Origin of the sequence: Arsenicicoccus dermatophilus (assembly GCF_022568795.1) — a bacterium.
GTDB lineage: Bacteria > Actinomycetota > Actinomycetes > Actinomycetales > Dermatophilaceae > Arsenicicoccus > Arsenicicoccus dermatophilus.
The window spans coordinates 969676-992944 of record NZ_JAKZHU010000001.1 but is presented as its reverse complement, the minus strand read 5'-3'; the positions used below and the strand labels follow the sequence as shown (position 1 = coordinate 992944).

General features: G+C 72.7%; 26 protein-coding genes and 1 tRNA gene. 2 read left to right on the top strand and 25 right to left on the bottom strand.

Going from position 1 to position 23269, the window contains the following annotated elements; all coding sequences use genetic code 11:
- Positions 1-92: 92 nt before the first annotated feature.
- The 19 genes from atpB to MM438_RS04600 all read right to left on the bottom strand — a co-directional run bounded on the left by atpB (position 93) and on the right by MM438_RS04600 (position 19381).
- Complete coding sequence (atpB, locus tag MM438_RS04690; RefSeq protein WP_241451367.1) at positions 93-893, bottom strand: F0F1 ATP synthase subunit A; 801 nt, start codon at positions 891-893, stop codon at positions 93-95.
- Positions 894-966: 73 nt separating this feature from the next.
- A complete protein-coding gene (locus tag MM438_RS04685; RefSeq protein ID WP_241451366.1) occupies positions 967-1230 on the bottom strand; it encodes an AtpZ/AtpI family protein in 264 nt (87 codons plus the stop codon).
- Positions 1220-1648, bottom strand: coding sequence for a hypothetical protein (locus MM438_RS04680; protein WP_241451365.1), 429 nt, complete (start codon positions 1646-1648; stop codon positions 1220-1222). The genes MM438_RS04685 and MM438_RS04680 overlap by 11 nt, the downstream gene beginning before the upstream one ends.
- A 112-nt stretch (positions 1649-1760) precedes the next feature.
- Entirely contained in the window at positions 1761-2900 is a 1140-nt protein-coding gene (locus MM438_RS04675; protein WP_241451364.1) for a glycosyltransferase family 4 protein, read from the bottom strand.
- Positions 2901-2922: 22 nt separating this feature from the next.
- Complete coding sequence (locus MM438_RS04670) at positions 2923-4200, bottom strand: serine hydroxymethyltransferase (RefSeq protein ID WP_241451363.1); 1278 nt, start codon at positions 4198-4200, stop codon at positions 2923-2925.
- Between the two features lie 55 nt (positions 4201-4255).
- A complete protein-coding gene (locus MM438_RS04665) occupies positions 4256-5023 on the bottom strand; it encodes an L-threonylcarbamoyladenylate synthase (RefSeq protein ID WP_241451362.1) in 768 nt (255 codons plus the stop codon).
- Between the two features lie 9 nt (positions 5024-5032).
- Positions 5033-5965 (bottom strand): peptide chain release factor N(5)-glutamine methyltransferase, encoded by a 933-nt coding sequence (prmC, locus tag MM438_RS04660; RefSeq protein ID WP_241451361.1) that lies wholly within the window; start codon positions 5963-5965, stop codon positions 5033-5035.
- On the bottom strand, positions 5958-7043 hold the full coding sequence (prfA, locus tag MM438_RS04655; protein WP_241451360.1) for a peptide chain release factor 1: 1086 nt from the start codon (positions 7041-7043) through the stop codon (positions 5958-5960). Before prfA ends, prmC begins: the two co-directional genes overlap by 8 nt.
- A gap of 92 nt (positions 7044-7135) precedes the next feature.
- The gene (gene rpmE / locus MM438_RS04650) at positions 7136-7348 is read right to left on the bottom strand and encodes a 50S ribosomal protein L31 (protein ID WP_241451359.1); all 213 of its coding nucleotides are present in this window, start codon (positions 7346-7348) and stop codon (positions 7136-7138) included.
- Positions 7349-7605: 257 nt separating this feature from the next.
- The gene (rho, locus tag MM438_RS04645) at positions 7606-9597 is read right to left on the bottom strand and encodes a transcription termination factor Rho (RefSeq protein WP_338155501.1); all 1992 of its coding nucleotides are present in this window, start codon (positions 9595-9597) and stop codon (positions 7606-7608) included.
- A gap of 403 nt (positions 9598-10000) precedes the next feature.
- A complete protein-coding gene (gene thrB, locus MM438_RS04640) occupies positions 10001-10972 on the bottom strand; it encodes a homoserine kinase (RefSeq protein ID WP_241451358.1) in 972 nt (323 codons plus the stop codon).
- A gap of 3 nt (positions 10973-10975) precedes the next feature.
- On the bottom strand, positions 10976-12064 hold the full coding sequence (gene thrC / locus MM438_RS04635; protein WP_241451357.1) for a threonine synthase: 1089 nt from the start codon (positions 12062-12064) through the stop codon (positions 10976-10978).
- A 2-nt stretch (positions 12065-12066) separates the two neighbouring features.
- Positions 12067-13410, bottom strand: coding sequence for a homoserine dehydrogenase (locus MM438_RS04630; RefSeq protein WP_241451356.1), 1344 nt, complete (start codon positions 13408-13410; stop codon positions 12067-12069).
- Positions 13411-13555: 145 nt separating this feature from the next.
- Positions 13556-15640, bottom strand: coding sequence for a hypothetical protein (locus tag MM438_RS04625; RefSeq protein ID WP_241451355.1), 2085 nt, complete (start codon positions 15638-15640; stop codon positions 13556-13558).
- On the bottom strand, positions 15637-16317 hold the full coding sequence (locus tag MM438_RS04620; protein WP_241451354.1) for an ABC transporter ATP-binding protein: 681 nt from the start codon (positions 16315-16317) through the stop codon (positions 15637-15639). Before MM438_RS04620 ends, MM438_RS04625 begins: the two co-directional genes overlap by 4 nt.
- A 49-nt stretch (positions 16318-16366) precedes the next feature.
- Positions 16367-16711 carry a hypothetical protein gene (locus MM438_RS04615; RefSeq protein ID WP_241451353.1) on the bottom strand — a complete coding sequence of 115 codons (345 nt, stop codon included), beginning with the start codon at positions 16709-16711 and terminating at the stop codon, positions 16367-16369.
- A gap of 142 nt (positions 16712-16853) precedes the next feature.
- Positions 16854-18281, bottom strand: a complete 1428-nt coding sequence (gene lysA / locus MM438_RS04610) for a diaminopimelate decarboxylase (protein WP_241451352.1) — start codon at positions 18279-18281, stop codon at positions 16854-16856.
- Positions 18282-18284: 3 nt separating this feature from the next.
- Entirely contained in the window at positions 18285-18971 is a 687-nt protein-coding gene (locus MM438_RS04605; protein ID WP_241451351.1) for a hypothetical protein, read from the bottom strand.
- Positions 18968-19381 (bottom strand): response regulator, encoded by a 414-nt coding sequence (locus MM438_RS04600; RefSeq protein WP_241451350.1) that lies wholly within the window; start codon positions 19379-19381, stop codon positions 18968-18970. The genes MM438_RS04605 and MM438_RS04600 overlap by 4 nt, the downstream gene beginning before the upstream one ends.
- Positions 19382-19458: 77 nt before the next feature.
- On the opposite strand from MM438_RS04600, the gene MM438_RS04595 reads away from it, so the two are divergent.
- Positions 19459-19533, top strand: a tRNA-Arg gene (locus tag MM438_RS04595).
- A 97-nt stretch (positions 19534-19630) separates the two neighbouring features.
- The gene (locus tag MM438_RS04590; protein ID WP_241451349.1) at positions 19631-19858 is read left to right on the top strand and encodes a hypothetical protein; all 228 of its coding nucleotides are present in this window, start codon (positions 19631-19633) and stop codon (positions 19856-19858) included.
- 73 nt (positions 19859-19931) lie between these two features.
- Here MM438_RS04590 and MM438_RS04585 read toward each other — a convergent pair whose 3' ends face one another.
- From MM438_RS04585 to MM438_RS04560, 6 genes are all read right to left on the bottom strand, one after another.
- A complete protein-coding gene (locus MM438_RS04585) occupies positions 19932-20258 on the bottom strand; it encodes a hypothetical protein (protein ID WP_241450048.1) in 327 nt (108 codons plus the stop codon).
- The gene (locus MM438_RS04580; protein ID WP_241450050.1) at positions 20255-20578 is read right to left on the bottom strand and encodes a hypothetical protein; all 324 of its coding nucleotides are present in this window, start codon (positions 20576-20578) and stop codon (positions 20255-20257) included. Before MM438_RS04580 ends, MM438_RS04585 begins: the two co-directional genes overlap by 4 nt.
- Before the next feature lie 2 nt (positions 20579-20580).
- On the bottom strand, positions 20581-21480 hold the full coding sequence (locus MM438_RS04575) for a phage major capsid protein (protein WP_241451348.1): 900 nt from the start codon (positions 21478-21480) through the stop codon (positions 20581-20583).
- Between the two features lie 495 nt (positions 21481-21975).
- Positions 21976-22251, bottom strand: coding sequence for a hypothetical protein (locus MM438_RS04570; protein ID WP_241451347.1), 276 nt, complete (start codon positions 22249-22251; stop codon positions 21976-21978).
- A gap of 11 nt (positions 22252-22262) precedes the next feature.
- Positions 22263-22703 carry a hypothetical protein gene (locus MM438_RS04565; protein WP_241451346.1) on the bottom strand — a complete coding sequence of 147 codons (441 nt, stop codon included), beginning with the start codon at positions 22701-22703 and terminating at the stop codon, positions 22263-22265.
- 2 nt (positions 22704-22705) lie between these two features.
- Positions 22706-23167 carry a VG15 protein gene (locus tag MM438_RS04560; RefSeq protein WP_241450057.1) on the bottom strand — a complete coding sequence of 154 codons (462 nt, stop codon included), beginning with the start codon at positions 23165-23167 and terminating at the stop codon, positions 22706-22708.
- Positions 23168-23269: the final 102 nt, after the last annotated feature.

Below are 23269 nucleotides of genomic sequence, written 5' to 3'. Positions count from 1 at the left end.
ATTCTCTCTCTAGGGGTGACCCGGGGGGCGGCCCGCCCGGGAGGTGGGGGTTGTGCGGTTGTGGTCAGCAGGTCTGCGGGGAGAGCGATCGGTCAGTGCTCGTCGGCCACGGAGGCACCCAGGTAGGAGGCCGCCAGCATGACGAACACGTAGGCCTGGATGGCCTGGATCAGCAGCTCCAGGAGCTGCATCCCGAAGCCGAGGCCGAAGGCGCCGATGGATCCCGCCATGAGCACGGGCTTGCCGGACATCAGCATGTAGGCGCCGCCGAGCACGAACACACCCATCAGGATGTGCCCGGCCATCATGTTGCCGAACAGTCGCAGGGTGAGGGTGAGCGGGCGCGTGATGAAGAAGGTCATCAGCTCCACGACGAAGATGACCGGCACCACGAAGCCGGGGATGCCCTTGGGAACCATCGAGGAGAAGTAACCACCCAGGCCGTGCTTCTTGATGCCGGCGTAGTGGTAGGCGAGATAGACGATGGCGACCAGGGGCAGCACCACGCCGATGCGCGCGGTGGGCGGGAAGTTGGCGAAGGGCAGCGAACCGAACCAGTTGTTGACCAGGACGAAGAGGAACAGGGAGAACAGCAGCGGGGTGAAGCGCTTGAAGTCCCGGGTGCCGATCATGTCCCGGGCCACGCCGTTGCGCACGAAGTCGTAGACGCTCTCCAGGATCCACTGCCTCTTCGAGGGCACCACGGACACCCGCCGGGTCGCCCAGAGCAGCCAGGCCAGGATCAGCACGACCGAGATCAGGACCAGCAGCATCGGTCGGGTGAACCAGTCACCGACCAGCGGGACGTAGAACTCCTCCGGGGACGGCGGGGTGAAACCCTCGCCGCTCGCGGCCGGAAGGCTGCTGGTGGCAGGCCACGCGTGGACGATCACGGTGTCTCCTCGTTGAAACTGAGCTTGATGGGTCGGGAGGGTCGGGCTGGGCATCCCGGCAAGTCCATGGCAGTCAGGGCCTACCGTACCGGACCCAGACGATGTACAGGGACAGCGCCAGACCGAGCAGAATCCCGGCAGGAACCCCCACCGCAGAACCGAGCCACCGGTCCAGGCCGTAGCCCAGAAGGCCGAACGACGCAGGGCCGGCCAGGAGGTAGGCCGTGACGTCGGAAGCGGTCGACTGGGCGAGGGCGTCCTGGGTGCGACGGTCCCCGTCGACGCGCCCCTCGTGGTCCGCGCCGTCGGCGGGCCTGCCCTGACTGTCAGGGAGCATGACGACCTGGCTCCTCCCCCAGAACGGGGTGGCGGGAGCTCTGGGAGCCCAGCGCCGCGCCGGCCTGGAAGGCCACGGCCGCGGTCGCCGCTGCCGCCGCGAAAGGACGCACGTCGAGGCCACCCCAGCGGTCGAGACGCCAGGCCCCGACCAGCAGCAGCGCCACCATGGTGAGGTAGAGCAGGAGGCCCAGCGGGAGCACCAGCGCCCCGGCCCCACGCACCAGCATGGTCATGGTGAGCAGGCCGAGCGTGAGCGTGGTCAGGCAGAGCGTGCCACCGCCCAACGCCGACCAGGCCGCTCGCGGCCCGGACCACCACCAGGCGACTGCCGCGCACACGGGCACGGTGCAAGCCGCCACCAGTGCCGCGGTACGCACCATCACGGACATGACATCCGTGGCGGCGCGGTGAGGCACGTGGTCTCCTCCGGATCGGGGTGGTCGAGGAAGGGTTCTCGGCTGACCGGAGCGCCGGGTGGCGACGGTCTGCAGGCACGGCAGCATGCCGCACCCGTGCTTGTGAACGCTATCACAAGGTCTTCCGGCGGGGCGAGCCCGCTTTGCGGAAGGTGAGCCGGCTCGCGATCAGCAGGGCGCCGACGACGCCGACCAGCGGCGCCCAGCCGTCGAGCATGGCGACCGCCAGCATCCCCACGGACACGATGGCCGCCCACAGGTAGAGCAGCAGGACGGCCCGGGGGTGGGTGTGACCGGCCCGCAGCATCCGGTGGTGCAGGTGGTGGGCGTCCGGCCGCCAGGGCTGCACGCCCGCCCGGGTCCGGCGAACCACGGCGAGGACCATGTCGAGCAGCGGCAGCGAGAGGATCGCGAGCGGCAGCACCAGCGGCATCCAGCCCATGACCTGGTTCCCCCGGCCCGGACCGACACTCACCTGGGTGGGGTCCAGGGAGGTGAGCGAGATGGTCGCGGCGGACAGCAGCAGCCCCAGCAGCAGCGCCCCGCTGTCCCCCATGAACAGCCGCGCCGGGTGGAAGTTGTGCGGCAGGAAGCCCGCGCAGCACCCCGCCAGCGCCGCCGAGATCAGCGTCGCCGACGAGAACGCGTTCGGCGGGTTGTAGGACATCGAGACGACGTAGGAGTACGCGAAGAAGGTGAAGGCCGCGATCCCCACGATGCCGGCGGCCAGCCCGTCCAGCCCGTCGACGAAGTTCACGGCGTTCGTCGTCACCACCACGATCCCGATCGTGATGGCGAACATCACGGCGATCGGAAACACCGTCTGTCCCCCCAGGAAGGGGAAGGACTGCAGCTGCATGCCCTGGTAGGCCATGATCCCCGCGGCCAGGATCTGCCCCGCCAGCTTGGTGAGCCAGTCGAGCTCGCGGACGTCGTCCACGGCCCCCACCAGGCACACCAGGACCGCGCCCACCACGACGCCGGTGAGCCGGCCGTCGGTGAAGACGCTGTCCGTGGGCGGCTGCCCCTCGACATACCCGCCGAGGAAGGGCAGGCGCCAGGCCACGAGCACGGCGCCGAGGAAGCCGAGCAGGATCGCCACGCCACCCATCCGTGGGATGGGCACCACGTGGACGTCGCGGTCGCGGACCGCGGTGACCGCCCCGGCGCGGACGGCGAGCCAGCGTGCGAGAGGTGTCGTCAGGAAGGTGATCGCCGCGGCGACCACCATCACCAGGAGGTACTCACGCACGCCGGCTCGGCCTCCTCAGGGGTCAGCGCGGGTAGGCCGGGAAGCGGGTGACCAGCTCGTCCACCGCGGCCCGGACCTCGCGGGCCACCGGGTGCTCGCGGTCGCCGTCGGTCCGGGTGACCGCGCGGTGGATCAGCTCGGCGATGGTGTCCATCTCGGCCAGGCCCATGCCCTGGGTGGTCACGCAGGGGGTGCCCACGCGGATGCCCGAGGCGATGTTGGCCTTCTGCGGGTCGAAGGGGATGGCGTTCTTGTTGAGCACGATCCCGGCCGCGTCGCAGCGCAGCTCGGCGTCGGCGCCGGTGACCCCCACCGGCTGCAGGTCGAGCAGCGCCAGGTGGGTGTCGGTGCCGCCCGTCGTGGGCCGCAGGCCGTGCCCGGCCAGACCCTCGGTGAGGCGCTGGGCGTTGGCGATGACGTCCTTGGCGTACTGCTGGTAGTCCGCCGACATGCACTCCTTGAAGTTGACGGCCTTGGCCGCGATGGTGTGCATCTGCGGGCCGCCCTGCATCATCGGGAAGACCGCCTTGTCGAGCTTGGCGGCGTGCTCCTCCTTGCACACGAGGGCGCCCGAGCGAGGCCCGCGAAGCACCTTGTGCGTGGTGAAGGTCACCACGTCGGCATAGGGCACCGGCGAGGGGATCGCCTTGCCGGCGACCAGACCGATGAAGTGCGCGGCGTCCACCCAGAAGATCGCGCCGACCTCGTCCGCGATCTCGCGGAAGGCCCGGAAGTCGATCAGGCGCGGGATCGCCGAGCCGCCCGCGAGGATGACCTTGGGGCGACGCTCCCGGGCCAGGTCCCGGACCTGGTCGTAGTCGATGTCCTCGGTCTCCTTGTCGACCCCGTAGTGCGCCACGTCGAACCACTTGCCGGAGAAGGACACCTTGGCGCCGTGCGTCAGGTGGCCGCCGTGGGGCAGCGACATCGCGAGCACGGTGTCGCCGGGCCGGCAGAAGGCGCCGTAGACCGCCTGGTTGGCGCTCGCGCCCGAGTGCGGCTGCACGTTGGCGTGCTCGGCTCCGAAGAGCTCCTTGGCCCGGTCGATCGCGATCTGCTCGGCCTTGTCGACCTCGGCGCACCCGCCGTAGTAGCGACGCCCCGGGTAGCCCTCGGCGTACTTGTTGGACAGGGTCGAGCCCAGCGCCGTCAGCACCGCCGGGCTCGAGAGGTTCTCGCTCGCGATGAGCTGCAGGCCGCTGCGGATGCGGGTGAGCTCGGACTGCAGGACGCCCGCGATGTCCGGGTCGAAGGCCTCCAGCGCGGCGTAGTCGGAGCCGTAGAACGTGGTGTCGGACATCGGTGTCTCCCGAGTGGGTCGTGGGTGGTGCCGGGCCGGGCCGGGCCAGGCCAGCCTAGAGGGTCGGGTCCGCAGGTCGGACGGGGGTGGCCGGGACCTGGACGGTCGTGTCGCCCGAGGGGGCCGGCAAGGCGTCCGCCGCGACCGGGTCACCGACCTGCTCGACCGGCCCCTGGTCGCCCTCCATCCGCACCTCGCCCAGCGCCTCGCGCAGCTCCTCCTCGGTCACCGCGCCGTGCCGCAGGATCCGCGGACGGGACTGGGTGCAGTCCAGGATCGTCGAGGCCTCGCCGTCCTCGCAGGCCCCGCCGTCGAGGTAGACGGCGACCGACCCGCCGAGCATCCCCTCCGCCTCGGCGCACGACAGCGCGGCCGGCGAGCCCGTGGTGTTGGCGCTGGTCACGGCCATGGGCCCGACCTGGGTCAGCAGCGCGAGGGCGGTCTCGTCGCGCGGGATCCGCAACGCCACGGTGCCGTTGGTCTCGCCCAGGTCCCACATCAGCGAGGGCTGGGCGATCAGCACCAGCGTCAGCGCACCGGGCCAGAAGCGCTCCATCAGGTCGCGCGCATAGGCCGGCACGTCCACGGCGAGCCCGTCGACGGTGCGGGCGTGCGGCACCAGGACCGGCGGCGGCATGTCCAGGCCCCGGCCCTTGGCCGCGAGGACCGCGCGCACGGCCTCGGGGTTGAACGCGTCACCGCCCACGCCATACACCGTGTCGGTCGGGAGCACCACGACCTCGCCGCGACGCACCGCCTCGGCTGCCTCCGTCAGACCTGCCTCGAGGCCCTCGGGGCTCGTGCAGTCGTAGGTCTCGCTCATGGGGCGAGCCTAACCGGCGAGACCCTCGGTCCCTCCGGAGCGGCGTGCCGTCGTCACCCGGGGCCGTCCGGCGAGGTCGCGGTGGTCGCACACGTCCAGCCAGCCCCCGGCCCGCAGCGCCGCGGGCAGGGTCTCCCCCTGGCTGTCGGCGTGCTCCATGACCAGCAGGCCCCCGGGGCGCAGCAGCGCCGCGGCGGTCCGGGCCACGGCCAGGGGTATGGCGAGCCCTTCCGCGGAGCCTCCGTAGAGCGCCAGGTCCGGGTCGTGGTCACGCACCTCGGGATCCCGCGGCACCGCACCGAGGGGGATGTAGGGCGGGTTGCTGACCACGACGTCCACGCCACCGACCAGGTCCCGCAGGGGCGCGAGGTCCGAGGCCGTCCGCGGGTCGCCGGTGGCGTCGGCATGGATCACCGTCACGTCGAGGTCGAGGGTCGTGGCGTTGTGGCGGGCCCGGCGGGCGGCCCGCTCGGACAGCTCCACGGCGAGCACCCGCGTCGCCGGTCGCTCGTCCCGGACCGCGAGCGCGATCGCGCCGGAGCCGGTGCACAGGTCCACGACGGTGCGAGCCGGGTCGGCCGCGTCCGGGTCGGCCGACCCGAGAACGTCCAGCTCCCCCAGCACCAGCTCGACCGACAGCTCCGTCTCGGGGCGCGGCACGAAGGTCCCCGGACCCACCGACAGCTCCAGCCGTCGGAAGCCCGCCCGGCCGGTGAGGTGCTGCAACGGCACCCGGGCGACCCGGTGGTCCACCAGCTCGGCATACCGCTGCCGCTGCTCGTCGGTCAGGGCTGCCCCCAGCAGCATCCGGCGCTGCACCTCCCCGGGTCCGCACCCCAGCACGTGCGCCGCCAGGTGCGCCGCGTCGACGGCCGGCGAGGGCACGTCCGCCGCCGCCAACCGGGCCGTCGCCGCGCGCACGGCGCCGCGCAGGTCAGTCACCGGCGCCCGCGACCGCGGCGAGCCGGGCGGCCTCGTCCATCTCCACCGCGGACTGCACGACCGGCTGCAGGTCCCCGTCGAGGACCTGGTCGAGGTTGTAGGACTTGTAGCCGGTGCGGTGGTCGGCGATGCGGTTCTCCGGGAAGTTGTAGGTGCGGATCCGCTCGGAGCGGTCGACCGTGCGCACCTGGGACCGGCGGGTGTCGGACGCCACGGCGGCGGCCTCGTCGCGCGCCGCCTGCAGCAGCCGCGCCCGCAGCACGCGCAGCGCGGACTCCTTGTTCTGCAGCTGGGACTTCTCGTTCTGGCAGGAGACGACCGTGCCCGTGGGCAGGTGGGTGATCCGGACCGCGGAGTCGGTCGTGTTGACGCTCTGCCCGCCGGGTCCGGACGAGCGGTAGACGTCGATCTTGAGGTCGGCGTCGTGCAGCTCGACCTCCGTGACGTCCTCGACCTCGGGCATCACCAGCACGCCGGCGGCCGAGGTGTGGATCCGGCCCTGCGACTCGGTCACGGGCACCCGCTGGACCCGGTGCACGCCCCCCTCGTACTTCAGCAGCGCCCACGGCGCCTCCCCCGGCGCCACCTGCCCGCGCGCCTTGACCGCCACCGAGACGTCCTTGTAGCCGCCCAGGTCGGACTCGGTGGCGTCGATGATCTCGGTGCTCCAGCCCCGACGCTCGGCATAGCGCAGGTACATCCGCAGCAGGTCGCCCGCGAACAGCGCGGACTCCTCGCCGCCCTCGCCCGCCTTGACCTCCAGGATCACGTCGCGGTCGTCGTCGGGGTCGCGCGGGACGAGCAGCCGGCGCAGCCGCTCCTCGGCCGCGTCCCGGGTCTCGCGCAGGGCGGGCAGCTCCTCGGCGAAGGACACGTCCTCCCCGGCCATCTCCTCCGCGGCTCCGACGTCGTCGGTGGCCGCGCGCCAGGCGTGGAAGGCCGCCACCGTCGGGGCGATCGCGGCATACCTCTTGTTGAGCCGGCGCAGCGCGGCCTGGTCGGCGTGCACGGCGGGGTCGGCGAGCCGACGCTCCAGCTCGGCGTGCTCCTCGACGATGGCCCGGGCGGACTCGAGCATGGTTCTCCTGGGTGGTCGCAGGTATGGCGGGGGAACGCGAAGGGCCGGTCCTGCACCGCGTGTCAGCGGGAGGACCGGCCCAGGCGTGGGCGTTACTTCTGGCGCTTGCCGTAGCGCGCCTCGAAGCGGGCGACGCGACCACCGGTGTCGAGGATCTTCTGCTTGCCGGTGTAGAACGGGTGGCACTGCGAGCAGACGTCGGCGCTGATCTTGCCGGAGGTCGCGGTGCTGCGGGTGGTGAACGTGGCGCCGCAGGTGCAGGTGACCTGGGTCTCGACGTACTCCGGGTGGATGTCCTTCTTCATGGTGGTCTCCCTAGGTGGTGGGCCGTGCCGGGTCGAGCAGCCGAGGACTCGGGCGTCCTGCGGCCTCCCCCGCGGGCGGGGAGCTCGTGAACCGGCAACCTCTCCATTGTGCCAGAGGGTGGCACGTCGGTCCTAACGCTCCCCCGCCAGCGCGCATTCCGCCCGGGCGCCCGCCAGGTCCAGGGCGCCGGCGACCCCTCCGCGAGACGAGGAGGCCCCGGAGAGCTCGCTCCCCGGGGCCTCCTCGTCTCGTCCGGTCAGTCCTCGGAGCCCAGGCCGCCCGTCGGGGCGGTCTGCTGGACCTGCATCAGGAACTCCATGTTGCTCTTGGTCTTCTTGAGCCGGTCGAGGAGCAGCTCCAGACCTTGCTGGGAGTCCAGCGCCGACAGCACGCGGCGCAGCTTCCACATGATCTTGAGCTCCTCGCTGCTCATGAGGATCTCCTCACGACGCGTGCCCGAGGGGTTGACGTCGACGGCGGGGAAGATCCGGCGGTCGGCGAGCTGGCGGGACAGCCGCAGCTCCATGTTGCCGGTGCCCTTGAACTCCTCGAAGATCACCTCGTCCATCTTGGAGCCGGTCTCCACCAGCGCCGTCGCGAGGATGGTGAGCGAACCGCCGTGCTCGATGTTGCGGGCGGCGCCGAAGAAGCGCTTGGGCGGGTAGAGCGCGGACGAGTCCACACCACCGGACAGGATGCGCCCGCTCGCGGGGGCCGCGAGGTTGTAGGCACGCCCCAGGCGGGTGATCGAGTCGAGCAGCACGACCACGTCCTGGCCGAGCTCCACGAGCCGCTTGGCACGCTCGATGGCGAGCTCGGCGACGGTCGTGTGGTCGGACGCGGGTCGGTCGAAGGTCGAGGCGATGACCTCGCCCTTGACCGTGCGCTGCATGTCCGTGACCTCCTCGGGGCGCTCGTCGACGAGCACGACCATGAGGTGGGCCTCGGGGTTGTTGACCGTGATGGCGTTGGCGATGGCCTGCAGGATCAAGGTCTTTCCGGCCTTGGGCGGCGAGACGATCAGACCACGCTGACCCTTGCCGATCGGCGACACCAGGTCGATGATCCGGGTCGTCAGGACGTTGGGCTCGGTCTCCAGGCGCAGCCGGTCCTGCGGGTAGAGCGGGGTCAGCTTGCTGAACTCGACCCGCTCGCGCGCCTGCTCGGGCGTCTGGCCGTTGACCGCGTCGACGCGCACGAGCGCCGAGAAGCGACCCTGCTTGCCGTGCTGGTGCTGGCCGGCGCCGTCCTCGCCAGGGTCCTTGATGACGCCCTGGACGGCGTCGCCCTTGCGCAGGCCGTAGCGCTTGACCATCGGGAGCGTGACGTAGACGTCGCTCGGGCCGGGAAGGTAGCCGCTCGTGCGCAGGAAGGCATAGCTGTCGAGCACGTCGAGCACGCCGGCCACGGGGAGCAGCACGTCCTCGTCGGAGTAGCTCACGTCCTCGTTGCGGACGTCGCCGCCCTCGCGACCACGGCGCTTGCGGTCACGACCACGCTGGCGGCCGCGACGGCGGCCCCCCATCTCGTCGTCGAACCGGTTGTCGTGGCCGCGGTCGGAACGGTTGTCACCGCCCCGGTCGCCGCGCTGGCGCTGGTCGCGGTCGCCGCGGCCCTCACGGTCCCGGTCCCGGTCGCCGCGCTGGTCACGCTGGTCCTGCTCCGGACGCTGCTCGCGGTCACCGCGCTGGCCGCGGTCGCCGTCCGGGGACCCGGACTGACGCTGAGCCTGCTCGCGCAGCTCCGCCGCGAGGTCCTGGGTGCGGCGGTCGACGTCGGCGTCACCGCCGGTGCCCGCGGCACCGGCGGGCGCGGACGCCACCCGGCGACCCCGCCGAGTGCGGCGCTCGCCCTGGGAGCGCTCGGCACCGCGCTCGTCACGCGAGTCCTCGCGCTGCTCGCCCTGCGATCGGTCCGACGCCCGTGGCTCGGTGACCTCGGGGCGCTCGGCGGCCTCGGTCCGCGCGGTGCGGTCCGTGGCCGGGGACCGGTCGGACGGCTCACGGTCGGCGTCGCGCGCCGCCGCAGGTGCGGCCGTGGGCGCCACGGGCGCCGCCTCGGCTGCGGCGCGGCCGCCGCCCCGACGCTCCCGGATGGCGGCGACGAGGTCGCTCTTGCGCATCTTGGCAGTGCCGGAGATGCCCATCTCCGCGGCCACGGCCTGGAGCTCGGGCAGACGCATCGCCGAGAGTGCGGTCGTGCGTCGCTGGGCACCACCGGGGGCGGTGGTGTCGGTGTTGTCGGTCACGAAGGTTCCTTCCCCCTCGTCGTCTGCGGGGCATCCGCGCCGCCGCAGGAGCTAGCGCCGAGACGGTGGCTCGGCTCTGGTCCCGTCCAGGCCCCGCCGTCCATCGCCAGGGGCGAGGGATCCGCAGGAACCGATCCGAGCGCAAGGGGGCGCCTCGGTGGATGGGTGCATCTGGGGCAGATCATGTCGCCACCCGCTGGGCACCACTCGTCGACAGCAGGGTGTCGGCACGGGGATCGGCGTCACGTCTCCGGATCGACCGGCCGCGCCGGGGAAAGTCTCCCCCGGTCCGACCACAGGTCCGGTTCTGGTGCTCGATGCACGGTCAGGCTATCACCGGTGATGAAAAGGGGCGGGATCCGCGTGCACACGGTCCGGTCCCAGGCTGCTCCGAGCGGCTCCGTCAGGCAGGCAGGGGTATGGCGACGACCCCTGTCGTCGCCACCCCCGGCGCCAGGCGCAGCCACCCCTCGGGCAGCGACAACGACTGCAGGACAGCGAGATTCGTCGCCGTCGCCAGCACCAGCACGGTCGGCCCCGCCCCGGACACGACGGCGGCGAGACCGGCCGCGCGCAGCCGGTCGACCAGCGCCATCGTCTCGGGATAGGCGGCGCGTCGCTGCTCCTGGTGCAGCCGGTCCCGGGTCGCGGGCAGCAGCAGCTCCGGGCGTCGGGCGAGCGCCTCGACGAGCAGGGCGGCCCGGCCGGCGTTGGCCGCGGCGTCCCCGTGCGCGACCTGCGCGGGCAGAGCGGCTCGAGCGGTGGCCGTGGCTAGGGCCGTGTCCGGCACCAGCACGACGGGCACGACGTCGGGGTGCGCGTCGAGACGGACGGTCCGGACCGAGACGTCGGTGCGCGCGGGCGCGCCGGGCAGGTGGACGGCCCGGCCGCGCGAGACGTCCCCGGCGTCCTCGACCCAGGACAACGTCATGCCGCCGAAGACCGACGCGGAGGAGTTGTCCGGGTGCCCCTCCCGGGCCCCGGCCAGGTCGTTGACCAGGTCCAAGTCGAGCGGCCCGGCCAGGGCGGACGCCGCGGCGTAGCCCGCGACGGCGGCCGCCGCCGAGGAGCCGAGACCGCGCGAGTGCGGGACCACGTTGCGGCAGACGACCTTCAGACCGGCGGGCGGCTCGACGCCGAGCCGGTGCAGACCCTCGAGCAGGCAGGCCACGACCAGGTGCGAGGCGTCGCGCGGGACCTCCTCGGCTCCCTCCCCCACCACCTCGACGACGAGACGGTCACCGGTGACCTGGACCGCCACGGTGTCACGCAGCTCCAGGGCGAGCCCGAGGGTGTCGAAACCTGGCCCGAGGTTGGCCGAGCTGGCCGGCACCTCGACCCGCACCCCCGTCCCGGGAACCAGCCGGCGCGGCACCGCTCAGCCCTCGAGCCCGAGCGCCGCGGCCACCGAGACCGCGTCGACCGGCACGGACACGGGCGTGATCTCGTCGCCGGCGGCGGTCCGCAGCGCCCACTGCGGATCCTTGAGGCCGTGCCCCGTGACGGTGCAGACGATGCGGGCGCCGCGGGGAACCAGCCCGGCCTCGGCGCTGCGGAGCAGGCCCGCGACCGACGCCGCGGACCCGGGCTCCACGAAGACGCCCTCCCGCGAGGACAGGATCCGGTGCGCTTCCAGGATCTGCGCGTCGGTCACCGCGTCGATCAGCCCGCCGGAGTCGTCCCGCGCCTGCTCGGCCTGCTGCCAGGAGGCCGGGTTGCCGATCCGGATCGCCGTGGCCACCGTCTCGGGGTGGTCGATCGGGTGACCCTTGACGATCGGGGCGGCCCCCGCGGCCTGGAAGCCCCACATCCGCGGCAGCTGCGTGGCGACGGGCTCGAGTCCTGCCGTCTCCTCGGCATACTCGCGATAGCCGCGCCAGTAGGCCGTGATGTTGCCTGCGTTGCCGACGGGCAGGCAGTGGATGTCCGGGGCGTCGCCGAGCGCGTCGACGACCTCGAAGGCCGCGGTCTTCTGCCCCTCGATGCGGGCGGGGTTGACCGAGTTCACCAGCTCCACGGGATAGGCCTCGGCGAGCTTGCGGGCCACGGTCAGGCAGTCGTCGAAGTTGCCGTCGACCTGCAGCAGCGTGGCGCCGTGGGCGACGGCCTGGGAGAGCTTGCCCATCGCGATCTTGCCCTCGGGCACGAGGACCGCGCAGGTCATCCCGGCCTTGGTGGCGTAGGCCGCGGCGCTCGCGGAGGTGTTGCCGGTGGAGGCGCAGATGACCGCCCGGGCCACGGACCGCCTGGCCACGGACATCGCCGTGGTCATGCCGCGGTCCTTGAACGAGCCGGTGGGGTTGAGCCCCTCGTACTTGAGGTGGACCTCGGCGCCGACCAGCTCGGACAGGTGCTCCGCGGGGATCAGCGGGGTGCCGCCCTCCCGCAGGGTCACGGTGGGCGCACCGGCCAGCATCGGCAGCCGCTCGCGGTACTCCTCGATCACCCCACGCCACTGGTGGACCATGGTCACTCTCCCTCGACTCGCATCACGGACGACACCTCGCGCACCTGCGCCAGCCCCGCCAGGGCCTCGACCGTGGCCGCGAGCGCCGCGTCCGGCGCCGCGTGCGTCACCACGACGAGCTCGGCCCGCTCCTCCGCGCGGTGCTCGTCGTCGGCGCGGGCGGTCTGGCGGACGGTCTCGATGGACACCTGGTTGCGCGCGAACTCCGTGGCCACGGCGGCGAGCACGCCTGGCTCGTCGGCCACGTCCAGGCTGATGAAGTAGCGCGTCCGCGCCTCGCCCATGGGCAGGGTCGGCAGGTCGGCATAGGTCGACTCGCCCGGTCCGCGCCCGCCACCGACGCGGTGACGGGCGACGGCGACCACGTCGCCGAGGACGGCCGAGGCGGTCGGGTCGCCGCCTGCGCCGCGGCCGTAGAACATCAGCTCGCCGGCGGACCGCGCCTCGACGAAGACCGCGTTGAAGGCCTCGCGGACGCCCGCGAGCGGGTGGCTCAGCGGGATCATCGCCGGGTGCACCCGGACCGAGATGCCGGTCCGGTCGGTGCCGGTCGCCGGGTCGGCGTCGACCCGCTCGCAGATCGCGAGCAGCTTGACGACGCAGCCCATCGCCTCGGCCGCGGCGATGTCGGCCGCGCTCACCTCGGTGATGCCCTCGCGGTGGACGTCGCGGGCGCTCACCCGGGAGTGGAAGGCCAGCGACGCGAGGATGGCGGCCTTGGCGGCGGCGTCGAAGCCCTCGACGTCGGCGGTCGGGTCGGCTTCGGCGTAGCCCAGCGCCTGGGCGGCCTCGACGGCCTCCCCGAAGCCCTGGCCGGTGGTGTGCATCTTGTCGAGCACGTAGTTGGTGGTGCCGTTGACGATCCCGAGGACCTTGCGGACGTCGTCGCCCGCGAGGGACTCCCGCAGCGGGCGCAGCAGCGGTATGGCGCCCGCGACCGAGGCCTCGTGGTAGAGGTCCACCCCGGCCGCCTCGGCCGCGGCATACAGCTCCGGTCCCCGCTCGGCCAGCAGCGCCTTGTTGGCGGTGACCACGGACGCGCCGTGCTCGAAGGCGCGCAGGATCAGGCTGCGGGCCGGCTCGATGCCGCCGATGACCTCGACGACCACGTCGGCGCGGGTGACGAGCCCCTCGGCGTCGGTGGTGAGCAGCGCCGGGTCGACGCCCGCCTCGGAGCGGTCCCGGCCGAGCCGCCGCACGGCGACGCCGACCAGCTCGAGCGGGGTGCCCACGCGGGCGGCGAAGTCGTCGGCCTGCTCCTGCATCAGCCGGGCCACCGAGGACCCGACCACGCCGCACCCGAGCAGCGCCACGCGGATCGGCCGGTGCTTGTCGCTGTCGTCCACGCGTGCTGCTCCTCGTTCCCTGGTCGGCCGGACCGGGACCCACGTATGCCGACCCCCGGTCACCCTCAGTGTGGGTCGCCTTCCGGGGTCGCCCGCGGCCGTGTCCGGCATCCGGGACCCGTCCGTCTCGCCGGCCGCCTCCCGGTCACGCGATCCGGAGCACCCGGCGCTGGACGAGCAGGGTGATGGCCAGCACCGAGAAGGCGACGGCACCCGTCCCCAGGGTCACGACGCTGACCGCCCCGACGTCTGCCGTGGTGATGTCGAAGCCGTAGCCGACGACGGCGAAGGCGCAGGCCGCGATCCAGCCCATCACCGCAGCGGTCATGATGGGCAGGCCGAGGCTGATGAGGTGGACGCGATCAAGCTCCGCGGCCCGGATGCCGAGACGCAGCAGGGGCCGGTCCTCGAGCACGGCCAGCAGCGCGCGGTCTCCCATCTCGCGGCACAGGCCCAGGATCGTCACCGTCACCGCGGCCAGCCAGGCCAGGAGGACCCAGCCCGGGGGCGCTGCGCCGCGCGGGCCGTCGGGTGCCTGCACGTTGACGGCGGGCAGGCCCGCCATCCCGCGCCAGAGGACCGTGTCGTCCCCCGCGCGGGGTCCGGCGACGTGGATGGTGGATGCCTTCGGCTGGAGCGCGCCCACCGTGATCGTCTTGCCCAGCGAGTCCGTCACCCACCGGGCCAGGTCCGGGGAGACGGCAGACCCGGTGCACCCAGCGTCCAGGCCCACGCCGTGGGCGAAGAGATCGGCGTCGGCGCAGGAGGCCGCGGTGACGACCTGAGCGTCGTCCAGCCCCGCCAGGACTCCCAGACCGTGCGCGGACAGCCGTCGGCGCACCACCTCGGCGTCGCCGGGACGCTCTCCCCTCCAGTCGGCGACCCGGACCACGGGTCGGTCCAGCTGCGCCCGCTGCTCCGGCTCGAGCCGGAGGGCGGCCTGGTAGAGCGTCAGGCCGGCGCCGGCGACGAAGGTGAGGACGGCGACCATGAGCGCGGGACGAGCGAGGGCGTGGGCGCGGGTGCCCAGCCGGGCTCGGGCCAACCAGGCAGCGCTGCCCGGGCCGGGCCGCAGGATCGGCCCCATCAGGCCGACCAGCCGAGGCACGGCCGTGGGGACGCTGCTCAGGAAGAGCAGGGCACCGCTCACGAGCAGGACGACCCGGATCGGCGAGGTCCAGGGGGCCCAGCGGGCCAGGGCCATCAGGAGCGCCGACACCGCCACCATCACGACGGGCAGGGGGGCGAGCGTCCCGGTGCGGCTCGGCACCGTGCGTGCGGGCACGCGGACGCCTCCGGAGGCAGCCGCGGACGCCAGCGCCGTCAGGAGACCGACCGCGGCGACCACGACGACCGGCAGGTGCGCGGCGCCGGGCACCAGGGTGCTGGCGCTCCAGGGCCACCGGGTGACGTCCTGCAGGAGCCACCACCACAGGGCCCCCGCCGAGGTGACGCCGGGCAGGGCCAGGAGCAGCCCCTCCACGACGAGCACCCGACGGACCCGTCGGGCGGGCACCCCGAGACGGTGGAAGAGCTCGGCGCGGTCCTGCCGCACCGGGCTGACCGCCCGGGCGCCACTGACCACGAGATAGATCACGGGGGCGAGGACCAGCAGCGCCACGCCGATCGCGGCCTCGGGCAGGGAGGGGAGATCGCGGTCGTCGCCCTCGTTCGGTGCCCCCTCGGAGCCGAACCCGCGCAGCGCGAGGAGCGCGCCCCCTTGCCCCAGGGTCCGTCCCGCCTCGGGACGCGCGTAGGCGAAGCCCTCGGACCGTGACTTGAGCCCCGCATCACCGATCACCCCGCCCGCGCCAGCACCCGCGGAGGACGCCCTCATCCCCAGGCTCTCCGCGGTGATGCCCCGGGCCACGAGCCCGGGCGACAGGACGACCTCCCCGGGACCGGGGAGACGCGTGAGTCCCGGCGGCACGAGGTCGGGGTCCTGCTCGTGTCCCTGACGCGGCTCCAGCCAGAGCACCGGCATCTGCCGACCGTCCACCCACAGCAGGCGCGAGGAGGCTGCGAGGGGAGCGGTGCCGGGCTGGTCCGCCCACTGCATCGACCGGGCACCCTCCACCTGGTCTGCGCGGTGGGCGGCCGACATCACCCCGAGGGCGGGGAGCAGGCAGGAGACGCCGACGAAGGTCGTGAGGATCACCATCAGCTGCCGCCACCGGGCGGCAGGCGTGGTGGCGTAGGCCAGGTGCCACGCCATCCGCAGCGTGGTCATGCTGCCGGCTCACCGAGGTGGACGACCCGGTCGCAGCGACCTGCCACGGTCGGGTCGTGCGTGGCCACGAGGGCTCCTGCCCCGCGGGCCCGGACGTTGTCGACGAGCAGGTCGATGACGTGTTGGGCGTTGCCCTGGTCCAGGGAGGCGGTCGGCTCGTCCGCGACGACGAGCCGCATGTCCGGCTGGGCGAGAGAACGTGCCAGGGCGACCCGCTGGGCCTCGCCACCGGAGATCTCGTGGACCCGGCGTCCGGCAAGATGGGCGATGCGGACGGCGGCCAACGCCTCGGTAGCCCGCTCCAGGGCCTTGCGGCGGGATGCCCCGTCGAAGATGAGCACGAGCGCGACGTTCTCGACGACCGACAGCTCCGGGAGCAGCTCCGGGGCCTGGAAGACCATCCCCAGCTCGCGCCGCCGCACAGCCGCGCGCCCCGTGAGCGTCATGGCGGTGAAGTCGTGGCCAACGACTCGGACCCGGCCCGAGTCCGCAGACAGCAATCCGGCGCAGATGTCGAGCAGCGAGGACTTCCCGGTGCCGGACGGCCCCATGACCGCCACCGCCTCCCCGACCCCGACCTCGAGGACGACGCCTTCGAGAACGGGACTGCTGTGACGATACGAGAAGGTCACGTCGTGCAGGGCCAGCGGGGATGTCTCGCGCAAGGTGGCGGTCACGGGGGAAATAGTCCCTTTCAGGAGGAGATCCGAACAATCTGAGCGAGGACTACTTCGGCGTCTTCCAGGGGCCGTAGGCGTCAGCGCTGTACGGCACCAGCTCGACGCAGCGGTGACGATGGATCCACGACGTGCTGACGTCGAAATTGTTGTGCCCGCCCTTGGTGTTGATAGCGGTGCTCATGCCATTGGAGCCTGCTTGGTACCACTCACCGGCAACGTCGTGATCGTCAGCCTCACCATCGTGGATGCGGAGGCTGAGATGGTTCGAGTTGTTCCAGGTGTAGTCGTCACCCTGGGAACTCGTCAGGGATTCACCTGCTGAGGCTCCCGTCGGTGCCGAGATCATGAGGGCCACTGCCAGGCCGCCTATGGTCATGGCAAACGTGTGCATCCCAACCTCCTTGGGGAAGGGTCGGGCAGCGGCGCTGCCTGGACGACCCAGTAGCCAGAATCCCCCCCGGCCGCCGCCCTGATACCTCCATACGGGTGATGTTGCACGAATTCTCTCGTAGGATAGGCAAATTCACGACGACTCAGGCTTCGTCCACGTCCAGCGCGAGCAGGTCCTCCACGGTCTCCCGCCGCACGACCAGCCGGGCCCGGCCGTCGCGCACGGCGACGACCGGCGGGCGCGGGGTGTGGTTGTACTGGCTCGCCATGGCCCGGCAGTAGGCCCCCGTGCCGGGCACCGCGATCAGGTCACCGGGGCGCACGTCGGCGGGGAGGTACTCGTCGCGGACGATCACGTCGCCGCTCTCGCAGTGCCGCCCCACCACCCGGGAGACCGCGGGGTGGGCGTCGGAGCGGCGGTTCGCCAGGGTGCACGAGTAGTCCGCGCCGTACAGCGCCGTGCGGATGTTGTCGCTCATCCCGCCGTCGACGGCGACGTAGAGCCGGCTCGCGGCCCGGTCGACCTGCACCCGCTTGACGGTGCCGACCTCGTAGAGCGTGAACGTCGACGGGCCCGCGATCGCCCGGCCCGGCTCGATGGACACGCGCGGCGGCTCGACCCCGAGGCCGCGGCACTCGCGGGCCACGATCTCGGCCATCTGCGCGGCCAGGTCGGCGGGGGTCATCGGGTCGTGCGCGGTGGTGTAGGCGATGCCGAAGCCGCCGCCCAGGTCGATCTCCGGCAGGGCCAGGCCCAGCTCGTCGCGGACCCGGGCGTGCAGCCCCAGCACCCGACGGGCGCTCAGCTCGAAGCCGCTCGTCTCGAAGATCTGCGACCCGATGTGGCTGTGCAGCCCCAGGAGTCGCAGCCCGGGCCGCGCGACGATCCGCTCGCACGCCGCGAAGGCCTCCCCCGTCGACAACGAGAAGCCGAACTTCTGGTCCTCGTGCGCCGTCGCGATGAACTCGTGGGTGTGCGCCTCGACGCCCGCGGTGACCCGCACCATGACCCCGACCTCGACGCCGCGCTCGCGGGCGATCGCCGACACCCGGTCGATCTCGGTGTGGCTGTCGACGACGATCCGTCCGACGCCCACCTCGACCGCGCGTTCCAGCTCGGCCATGCTCTTGTTGTTGCCGTGCAGGCCGATCCGCGCCGCCGGCATACCGCCGCGCAGCGCCGTCTCCAGCTCGCCGCCGGAGCACACGTCCAGGTGCAGGCCCTCCTCGGCCATCCACCGGGCGACCGCCGTGCACAGGAAGGCCTTGCCGGCGTAGTAGACGTCCGCGCCGCCGCAGACCTCGGCGAAGGCCGCGTCGTAGGCCTCGCGGAAGTCGCGCGCCCGCGCCCGGAAGTCCGTCTCGTCGACGACATAGGCCGCCGTCCCGAACTCCGCCGCGATCGCGGTCACCGGCACGTCCGCCACGGTGAGCACGCCCTCGTCGTCCTTGCGGACCGTCCGGGCCCACAGCCCGGGCTCCAGCGCGTTGACGTCGGCCGGCCAGGGCAACCACTCGGGGGCGGCGGAGTATCCGGGGGCGTGCAGGGCACCGGCCTCGTGGGCGTGCATCGATCAGAACCTCTCGCTGGGTGGCAGTCCTGCGGCGCGCAGGGCGCTCGCCAGGGTCGCACGCGCGGCCGTGACCAGCCTGGGGTCGTGGCGGCGCAGGTCGGCGTCCTGCGTCCAGGTCACCACAGCCGAGCCGGTCGCGGCGATCCAGTCCACCAGGTGGTGCGGCCGGTGCTCGCCGCGCAGCCGAGCCGCGACCCGGTGGGCGTCCGCGAGCAGCACCAGCACCGGGTGCGGGATCGGAGCGTATGCCGGGAGCGAGGCGCCCTCGGCGACCGCGAGGAGCGGACGGCACAGACGGGCGTGGGCGAGCACCGCGACGTAGGCCGGGTCGTCCAGGCTGCGGCGTCGGGGTCCGGGCACGACCGGCGCGCACCCGCCCGCCTCGCACGCGTCCTGCGCCCAGGGGGGCGGCAGCCCGGTCGCCATGGCGCCGAGCAGGTCGTCGTCGACCGTGAGCGCCACCAGGCCGGGTGGCAGCACCTGTGCCGTGACCCCGGGACGCGCGTCGAGGGCGCTCGCGAGCCGCGTCGCCAGCTCCGCCGCCTGCGGACCGCCCCGGGCGACTCGCACGGCGGCCGAGGTCACCCAGTCCCCCGGTGCGGGGGGCCGGCAGCGCTCCAGCGGCGCCTCGGCAGGCAGACCGAGCTCGGTGAGCGCCGCCGCGAGCAGCGCGTCCGGACCGGTCACACCCGCCCCGACGCCGCGAGGATGCCGACCATGGCGAGCAGCTCGTCCGGCTCGAAGGGCTTGGCGATGAAGCCGTCCACCTCGGCCTGCTCGGCCTGCTGCCGGTGGTGCGACTGCACCGACGCGGTCACCATGACGATCGGGATGTCGGCCAGGGCCGGGTCGGCACGGATCATCCCGACCGTCCACCAACCGTCCCGGCGGGGCATGAGGGCGTCGACGGTGACCACGTCCGGCCGCGGCATCTCGGGGTCGCGCAGGATGGCGAGCGCCTCGATCCCGTCTCCCGCCTCGATGACGTCGTAACCCTCGAGCTCGAGGTTGAGGCGGATGAGGGTGCGGATCTGCTCGGCGTCGTCGCACACCAGGACGGTGGCGGTGGACTCACCTGCTGCGCGGGGCCATTCCATGTTTGGCAGCCTAGGCTGGTAGTGTCGGGCTCCGCACGTGCGACAGGGACCTCTCGCCCCGGTCGTCGTCGACCCTGGCCCCCATAGCTCAGGGGATAGAGCACCGCCCTCCGGAGGCGGGTGCGTAGGTTCGAATCCTACTGGGGGCGCCACCCAAAAGGGCCTCTGACCTGCGAGAACAGGTCAGAGGCCCTTTCTACGTGCAACCTGCGTGCGATCACACACCAGCCACGCACGAGAGGTGCCACCATGCCTACCACCCTGTCGGACCCTACGGACTACATCGTCGAGACCCTGGCGGCGACCGCCACGCGCTACGCCGAGTTGTCGCGCAAGCTCAACGACCCGATGAGCCCCGAGACCCGTGAAGCCGTCATGGCCCACTGGTCCGATGTGCAGCTGGCCACGCACCACCTCGCGGCCCTGCTTCTGACCCAGGAGCACGTCGATCTGCCAGGCGAGCTGACCCGCCGCTGAGCCCCGATGGGGTGGTGCATGCACCCCCTCACCGCACGACGCCCGCCCCCACCAGGGGACGGGCGTCGTGGCGTCACCCGGTGATCTGTTTGATGGGGATGGTGACGTGGTGGGGCGTGGCGCCGCGCATGTGGATCAGGGCCTCGCCGGCAGCGGTGTACCACTGGTCCCGCCACCGGATTCGCTGGGTCTGGGGGTCGAAGGTGACCGGGGGCGCGATGACCCGCAGCTCCTCGGACAGGACGAACTTGCCGTTGGCGTCCAGGGCGGTGGAGGTGTGGGTGACCTGGGCGGGCAGCATGACCGTGGCCTGCGGGTCGTCCCAGTCGATCGCGTCGTTCCCGAGGTCGTCCACGTACTTGCGGCCGGTGATGAGCTCGATGCGGTCTGCGAGCCTCATAGCGCCCGCTTCCGGTAGCGGTGGAGCACGGCGAGCTCGGGCAGCGTCCAGCCGTCGAGGACGGCTGGACGCTCGGAGTAGTCGCCGGCCGTGTAGGCCTGGGTGCGCTCGGGGTTGGCGACCAGGCGGGCCGTGGCAGAGGTGATGACGGCCGCGAGCGGGGGTGCCGGGTGTCCGGCGTCGTCGAAGCCCTGGTCCCGCGTGTAGGCCTGCACGAACGCGGTCACGACGGGCAGGTGCTCCCCGGCAAGGGCGACGACAGCGGGGTCGTCGCCCTTGCCCAGGAAGCGGGCGACCGTCTCGGGGGTCGGCGCGGTCATCGTCAGCGGGTGATCCCGGTCAGGGTGACGATCGCCTCAGGGTTGAGCGGGGCGGCGTCGTAGCGGGCCACGACACGGATGCCGACCTGGTCGTAGTCGGCGTACCGCTCGGTGAGGACCTTCACGCTCGGGGCCAGGTCGCGGGCGACGGCGATCTGGGAGAAGTCCACGAGAGCAGCGCGGCCGGTCGGGGTGCTGCCGGTGGTGTCCGGGACGCGCTTGGTGACGATGACGGGGGCGCCCCAGACACGGAACACGCCGTCGGCGGTGGGGTCGGCCTGCAGCAGGTAGCGGCCGGCAGTGTCCTTGATCTTGCGCAGGGCCACGAAGTCGCCAGGGGCCATCACCCACTTGAGCGCGGTCATGGCGACGTTGGCGGACAGAGCCTTGCCCCAGGCGTCGAGCAGGTGGTCGAGGGTCATCGCGCCACCGACCTTGACCTCCTGGGTACCGGCGTAGGCGAACAGGCCCTTTGGGGTCGTCACGCCGTCACCGGACGCGGACAGGAACTGGGCGTCGAGCTTGTCGGCCACGTCGCGCACGAGCCGGTCGCGGATCGCCTGGTCCAGGTTGATCACGGACTGGCGGGCGAGCTCGGCCGAGACGCGGGTGATGACCTTCACGCTCTTCAGGGTCGAGGGGAGCAGCTTCACCTCGTCGAAGTCGACGTCGCGCTCCGGGATCTGCTCGTTCTCCCCGGTCCAGCCGGGGTCGGTGATGGGGCCACCGTTCTTCGGCAGGCGCAGGGGGCCAGCGGTGTCGAAGATGCGCGGGCCGGCGGCGAGGAACACGGACTGGGCGCGCAGCGGCTCGACGAGGATCGCCTTGACGTCCTCGGCGGTGAGCTCGGGGGTGGCGACGCTGCCGGCGGCGGCGGTGGTGGTCTGGGTGGCAAGGGCCATGAGGGGTCTCCTGACGAGGGGAACGGGTGGGGTGCGTTCCGGCCGCCAGGGCCGCGAGCGTGGTTGAGCCGCCTGGACTCACTGCCCAGCATACCCCTGGGGGGTATGCTGGGAGGGCGTTGAGAGACGCGTGGTGTGCGGTTGGTCGCCGCAGCGCGATGCCCCGGCCCCGGGAGGGGTGCCGGGGCATCGTCGTGTCCGGACGCCAACGCTTCCCGGCGCCGGGAAAGTGGTCCCGGACATCCCTGGTCTTCCTGCTCTATGCGCAGGTCAGCACATGGTCACCACCCTGGTCACCGCCTGGTCGCAGGACCAGGGGTGCGACCAGGCTCTAGACCAGGGATCGGGCGCCCCGAGACAGGGGCGCCCGATCTGTGGTCTTTGTGGTCTTTGTGCAGGTCAGCGCGTGGTCAAGGCTGTGGTCAACGTGTGGTCAAGGGACCACATCACGTGGTCACGCGACCACGCCAGGGACCACGTCAGGGACCACGCTCGTCAGGTCCTCGTGGCGCGCTTCTCCTCGGTGATGAGCGAGTGCTCGTCGTTGGTGAAGTCCCCCTGACGCAGATGGGCGACGACCTCGCCGAGGGCGTAGGCGATGCCGGCCTGACGGGCGTCGTCCCGGTGGCTCTCGTCCAGGCGCCGGCACCACCCCTCGAGCCAGTTGGCCACGTCGAGGTGGTTGGCGTAGAGCTCGGGCTCGTGGCGCTGGATCTCGGCGATGCGGTCGGGGTCGTAGTCCGCGAGGCGGGTGGTGTCGAACGTGGGCATGTGCTTCTCCTTCACTGGGCGGCCCGGCGGAGGATGCCCGCCAGGTCGACTGCGGACGCGGGGGCGGTTGCTCCCTGCGCGATGGACCCCGTGGGCCGGCGGCTGGCGAGGTGGGGCTTACGGGCCAGGAGCTCGTCGACGGCGGCGGTGAGGGCGTCGGGATCGGTCAGGTGGTCCTCGCTGAATGCGAGGTCGGTGGGGTCGGCCAGGCGACCGGTAGCGGCGACGAGGGCGGTGTGCAGTCGCTCGGCCAGGGAGTCGCGATCCCTGGCGCGCACGCGGGCGTCTGCGGCCTCCTGGCGCAGCTTCTCGACGTAGGCGCGCGGGAAGGTCTCGGGGTCGTCCTGGTCGTCGTCGGTGTGGGTGGCGGTCACCTCGTCGGCGGCGCGCTCTGCGGCCACCTCGTCTGGGGTCGTGTCATCGGTCTCGATGGTGATGGTCTGGTCGGTCATGGTCAGGCTCCTCTCGTGGCGGGGATGGGGTGGCACCGGCACCCGGCGTGCCGGTGCATCGGTTGATTGGCGGGGTAGACGTAGCCGAGCGGGTCGAGGTGCCGCTTGGCCAGCCAGACGCAGAGCTCGCAGGCGCCGTCCTCGAGCTGGCGGCGGTAGCCGGTCACGTGCGGGGACCGCTTCACGGCCTCGTTGAAGGCCCCGCCGGCGGCGTCCAGGGGCTCGTTGCGGGCGAGGCGTTCCACGCGGCGCGCCACGGCGTCGTGCTGCTCGTCGGGGGTCGTGGCGGTGGCGTTGGGCTCGGGGTCGCCCAGGATCGTCGTGGCGGCTTTGGTGAGACGGTCGAGGTCACCGGCCGGGGCGGTCAGGCCCAGGACGGGCACGGGCCGCGCCATGTCGCTGGTGAGGGTGGCGGCCAGCGACAGGTCGGCGAGGGCGACAGCGTGGGCGTTGGCGCGCGCCACTGTCGCGGCTATGGCGCGTGTCGCGTCAGGTGTCGCGACACGGCCCGCCAGCCACGCCACGACGACCCTCAGGCACGTCGTGACCGCGCCATCGGCCAGGGC